This window comes from Streptomyces sp. CNX435 (assembly GCF_059570575.1).
The window spans coordinates 1-5,543 of record NZ_JCANTA010000057.1 but is presented as its reverse complement, the minus strand read 5'-3'; the positions used below and the strand labels follow the sequence as shown (position 1 = coordinate 5,543).

Here is a 5,543-nt window from a genome sequence, read left to right as displayed (position 1 = left end):
CCGTTCTACTCGACCGTCACCGGCGAGGAGTTCGACACCACCGGCCTGACCGCCGACTACTGGTACACCAACCTCCGCGAAACCGTCCGCTTCCACGACACCCTCACGCGCCTGGTCGACACCGGCCACACCACCTACGTCGAAACAAGCCCCCACCCCACCCTCACCACCGCCATCACCGACACCGACCCCTCCGCGATCGCCACCGGCACCCTCCGCCGCAACGAACACTCACCCACCCAACTCCACCTCGCCCTCGCCCACCTCCACACCCACGGCGTGGCCGTCGACTGGCACACGACCCCCATCCCCCTGGCCGACCTCCCCACCTACCCCTTCCAACACGCGCCCTACTGGCTCGACGTCCGCACCACCGGCGGCGACGCCACCTCCCTGGGCCTGCAGCAGACCGACCACCCCCTCCTCCCCGCCTCCCTCCAGCACGCCGACAACTCGGGCACGTTCAGCTTCACGGGACAGGTCTCTCTCCGCAGCCACCCCTGGCTCGCCGACCACGCCGTCGCCGGCACCGTGCTCCTCCCCGGCACCGCGCTCGTCGACCTCGCCCTCCACGCGGGCGACCGGACGGCCCACCCCCACCTGGCCGAACTCACCCTGCAGACCCCCCTCGTCCTCCCCCACGACGCGACGCTGCAGCTCCAGGTGACCGTCGGCCCCGAGGACGAGCAGGGCCGCAGCCCCGTCTCCGTACACACACGGCAGGCCGACGACGAGCCCTGGGTGACGCACGCCGCCGGCGTCCTCGCCGACGAGGACGCCGACTCGGCGGGCGAGGACCTCGGGGCCTGGCCCCCGGCAGAGGCCACGCCACTGCCCGTGGACACCCTCTACGACGAGCTGGCCGAGCGCGGCTACGGCTACGGCCCCGCGTTCCGCGGGCTCACCGCGGCCTGGCGCCTGGGCGACAACCTGTACGCCGAGGTCGGCCTCGACCCGGCGACCGACGTCACCGGGTACGGCATCCACCCCGCCCTGCTCGACGCCGCCCTGCACACCCTGGGTGCCGACACCCGACGCGCGGGCGACGAGAACGCGGAGGTGGCGCTGCCCTTCTCCTGGGCGGGCGTCAGCCTGTACGCGACCGGGGCGACGACCGCGCGCGTACGCATCGAGCGCTCCGACCCCCGCACCGTCGCCCTCCACCTCGCCGACCCGACGGGCCGGCCCGTGGCCCGCGTCCGGGCGCTGACCCTCCGGCCCGTCGACCCGGAGCAGCTGTCCGCGCCCGCACCGGACGTCGACAACCGGCTGTTCAGCGTGGCCTGGACGCCGCTCACGCCGCCGGAGGCGGCGCAGGAGCCGCTGCCGTCGCACACGTTCCTCCTCGCCGGCGCCGAGCCCGCGCCGGACGCCGGCGTCCTCGCGCGTCTCGACGAGGTCGGGGAACTCTCGCTGCCGGAGCGCGTGCAGGCCGCGACCGAGCAGGCGTTGGCCGCGCTCCAGGGCTGGCTGGCCGATGCGGAGGCCGCGGATTCCCGGCTGGTGGTCCTGACCGGCGGTGCCGTCGCGGCCCGCGCCGGTGAGCACCCGACGGATCTGGTGCACGCCCCGCTGTGGGGCATGGTCCGCAGCGTCCAGACCGAGCACCCGGACCGCATCACGCTCCTCGACACCGACCGCACGCCGACCCCCGAAGAGGTCGCCCTCGCGCTCACCCTGGACGAACCCCAGCTCGCCCTGCGCGACGGCGTGTTCCATGCGCCGCGGCTGGCCCGCCACCCGGCTCCGGAGCGGCTGGCGCCGCCCGCGGACGCACTGGCGTGGCGGCTGGGCGTGACCGGTGGCGGGACGGTGGAGGACGTCCGGCTCGTCGACTTCCCCGAGGCCGCCGCCCCGCTGGAGCCCGGCCAGGTCCGCATCGCGCTGCGCGCCGCGGGGCTGAACTTCCGCGACGTCGTCGTGGCGCTCGGGATGGTGGCCGACGTGCGCTCGCTGGGCGGTGAGGGCGCCGGCGTCGTGCTGGAGGTGGCGCCCGATGTCACCCATGTCGCCGTCGGCGACCGGGTGATGGGGCTGCTGTCCGGCACCGGGCCGATCACCATGACGGACGCGCGTCTGGTCACCCGTATCCCCGACGACTGGACCTTCGCCGAGGCGGCGACGGTGCCGATCGTCTATCTCACGGCGTACTACGGCCTGTCGGACCTGGCCGGGGTGCAGGAGGGCGAGCGGCTGCTGCTGCACGCGGCGACGGGCGGCGTGGGCATGGCCACCCTCCACCTCGCCGAGCACTGGGGGCTGGAGGTCTACGCGACGGCGAGCGCACCCAAGCAGCACGTGCTGCGGGAGTACGGGCTGCCGGACGCCCGTATCGCGTCGTCGCGGACGCTGGACTTCGAGGACCGGTTCCGTACGGCGACTGAGGGTGCCGGCGTGGACGTCGTACTGAACTCCCTGGCAGGGGAGTTCACCGACGCGTCACTGCGGCTCCTCGGTGACGGCGGCCGGTTCGTGGAGATCGGGAAGACCGACATCCGGGACGCGGAGGCGGTCGCGGACGCGTACCCCGGCAGGACGTACCAGGTCTTCGACCTCGGCGACGCCGGGCCCGACCGTATCCAGGAGATGCTGCGGGAGCTGGGCGAGCTGTTCGCCCGCGGGGCGCTCGCCCCGCTGCCCGTCACCGCGTGGGACATCCACGACGCGCAGCAGGCGATCCGGTTCCTGAGCCAGGCGAAGCACGTCGGCAAGGTGGTCCTGACGATCCCCGCGCCGCTCGACTCCGACGGCACCGTCCTGGTCACCGGCGGCACCGGCGTCCTCGGCGCCCACGTCGCACGCCACCTCGTCACCGCCCACGGCGTACGGCACCTCGTCCTCACCAGCCGGTCCGGACCCGACGCACCCGGCGCAAGCGGCCTCCACGAGGAACTCACCGCGCTCGGCGCCACCGTCCAGATCACCGCCTGCGACGCGGCCGACCGCGACCAGCTCGCCGCCGTCCTCGACACCGTCCCGGACGCGCACCCGCTCACCGGCGTCGTGCACGCCGCCGGTGCACTCGACGACGCCACGACCGAGCACCTGACGCCCGCGCACCTGGCGACGGTCCGCCGGCCCAAGGTCGACGCGGCGTGGAACCTGCACGAGCTGACCGCCGAGCGCGGCGTGGACACGTTCGTCCTCTTCTCCTCCGCCGCGGCCGGACTCGGCGCGCCCGGCCAGGCCAACTACGCCGCGGCCAACGCCTTCCTCGACGCTCTGGCGCTGCACCGGCACCACCGCGGGCAGCACGCCCTGTCGCTGGGCTGGGGCTACTGGGCGGAGGCCAGCGGCATGACGGGGCACATGAGCCAGGCGGACACCGACCGGCTGGCCCGCGGCGGCGTCCGGCCGCTGCGGACGGAGACCGGGCTCCAGCTCTTCGCCTCGGCCCTGGCCGCCGGTACGCCGGCGCTGCTGCCGATCGACCTCGACCCGGCGCGGATGGCCGCGGGCGGCGCCGTCCCGCCGATGATGCGCGGTCTGGTACGCCCCGTGCGCCGGGTCGCCGCCGCGGCCGGCCCCGGCGCGGCGGCGGGGCTGGCCCGTACGCTCGCCGGCCTGTCCCCCGCGGCGCGGCAGGAGCGGGTGCTCACCCTGGTCGGCCAGCACGTCTCGGCGGTCCTCGGCCGCACCGGCGACGTGGCCGCCGACCGCGCGTTCAAGGACCTCGGCTTCGACTCCCTGACCGCCGTCGAGCTGCGCAACCGCCTCGGCGCCGCCACCGGCGTGCAACTGCCGACGACCGTCGTCTTCGACCACCCGAGCCCGCGGGCGCTCACGAAGTTCCTCCTCGGTCAGCTCCTCGGCGCCGATGCCGAGACCGACGCCCCGCGGGCCCGTGCCGTGGCCACCGCGCGGGCGGACGACGAGCCGGTCGCGATCGTCGGCATGGCCTGCCGCTTCCCCGGCGGGGTCGCCTCGCCGGAGGACCTGTGGCGGCTGCTGGCGGAGGGCCGGACCGGGATCGGCCCGTTCCCCGACGACCGGGGCTGGGACCTGGACAGCCTGCTGAACCCCGACCCCGACCACGCGGGTACGTCCACGACGCACCGGGGCGGCTTCCTGCACGACGCGGCGAAGTTCGACGCCGACCTGTTCCGGATCAGCCCGCGCGAGGCGCTGGCCACCGACCCACAGCAGCGGTTGCTGCTGGAGACGGCGTGGGAGACGTTCGAGCGCGCGGGCATCGACCCGCAGTCGCTCCACGGCAGCCAGACCGGCGTGTTCACCGGGCTGACGTCACAGGACTACTTCTCCCGGCTGCCGAGCATCTCCGAGGAGCTTGAGGGCTACCTCGGCACGGGCAGCCTCGCGAGCATCGCGTCGGGTCGCATCGCGTACACGCTGGGTCTGGAGGGCCCGGCGGTGACGGTGGACACGGCGTGCTCGTCGTCGCTGGTGGCGCTGCACATGGCGGCGCAGTCGCTCCGCCAGGGCGAGTGCGACCTCGCGCTGGCGGGCGGCGTGACGGTCATGGCCACGCCCAACGCGTTCGTCGTCTTCAGCCGGCAGCGCGGCCTGGCGCCGGACGGATGCTGCAAGCCCTTCGCGGACGGGGCAGACGGGACGGGCTGGTCGGAGGGCGTGGGGCTGCTGCTCGTGGAGCGGCTGTCGGACGCGCGGCGGAACGGGCACAAGGTGCTGGCCGTGGTGCGCGGCTCGGCGGTCAACCAGGACGGTGCGTCGAACGGGCTGACGGCGCCGAACGGTCCGTCGCAGCAGCGGGTGATCCGTCAGGCCCTGACCAATGCCGGTTTGTCGGCATCGGACGTCGATGCCGTGGAGGCGCACGGCACGGGCACGACGCTGGGCGACCCGATCGAGGCGCAGGCGGTCCTGGCGACGTACGGCCAGGACCGACCGGAGGGCTCGCCGCTGTGGCTCGGGTCGCTGAAGTCAAACATCGGCCACACGCAGGCAGCCGCCGGTGTCGGCGGAGTGATCAAGATGGTCATGGCGATGCGGGAAGGTGTCCTGCCACAGACGTTGCACGTGGACGAACCTTCGTCGCACATCGACTGGACCGCGGGCGCGGTGCAGTTGCTCACCGAGCAGCGGCCATGGGACGTAGCGGAGGAGCGCCCGCGGCGTGCGGGTGTGTCGTCGTTCGGGATGAGCGGCACCAACGCGCACGTCATCATCGAGCAGGCACCGGACGCCGAGCCCGAACAGGCCGCTGAAGGGCCGGCCGGTGTGGTGGCGTGGCCGATCTCCGGACACACGCCGCAGGCGCTCGCCGACCAGGCCGCACGGCTTCGCAGCCACCTCGTCGAACGCCCCGAGACCACCCCGGCCCAGGTCGCTCACGGGCTGGTCGCCACGCGGTCTGCCCTCGGTCACCGTGCGGTGGTCGTGGGTGGTGAGCGGGAGGAGTTGCTGGAGGGGTTGGCCGCGGTGGCGGCGGATGAGCCCTCGGCGCGGGTCGTTACCGGCAGTGTGCGGCCGGGTGGGAAGACGGTGTTCGTGTTCCCGGGGCAGGGTGCGCAGTGGGCGGGCATGGCGGCGGATCTGATCGAGGCCGAGCCTGTGTTCGCGGA

General features: G+C 74.3%; 1 protein-coding gene. It reads left to right on the top strand.

What is annotated here, in order from left to right; all coding sequences use genetic code 11:
* A partial coding sequence (locus tag T328_RS35820; RefSeq protein WP_496500453.1) for an SDR family NAD(P)-dependent oxidoreductase occupies window positions 1-5,543 on the top strand: 5,543 nt, incomplete at both ends.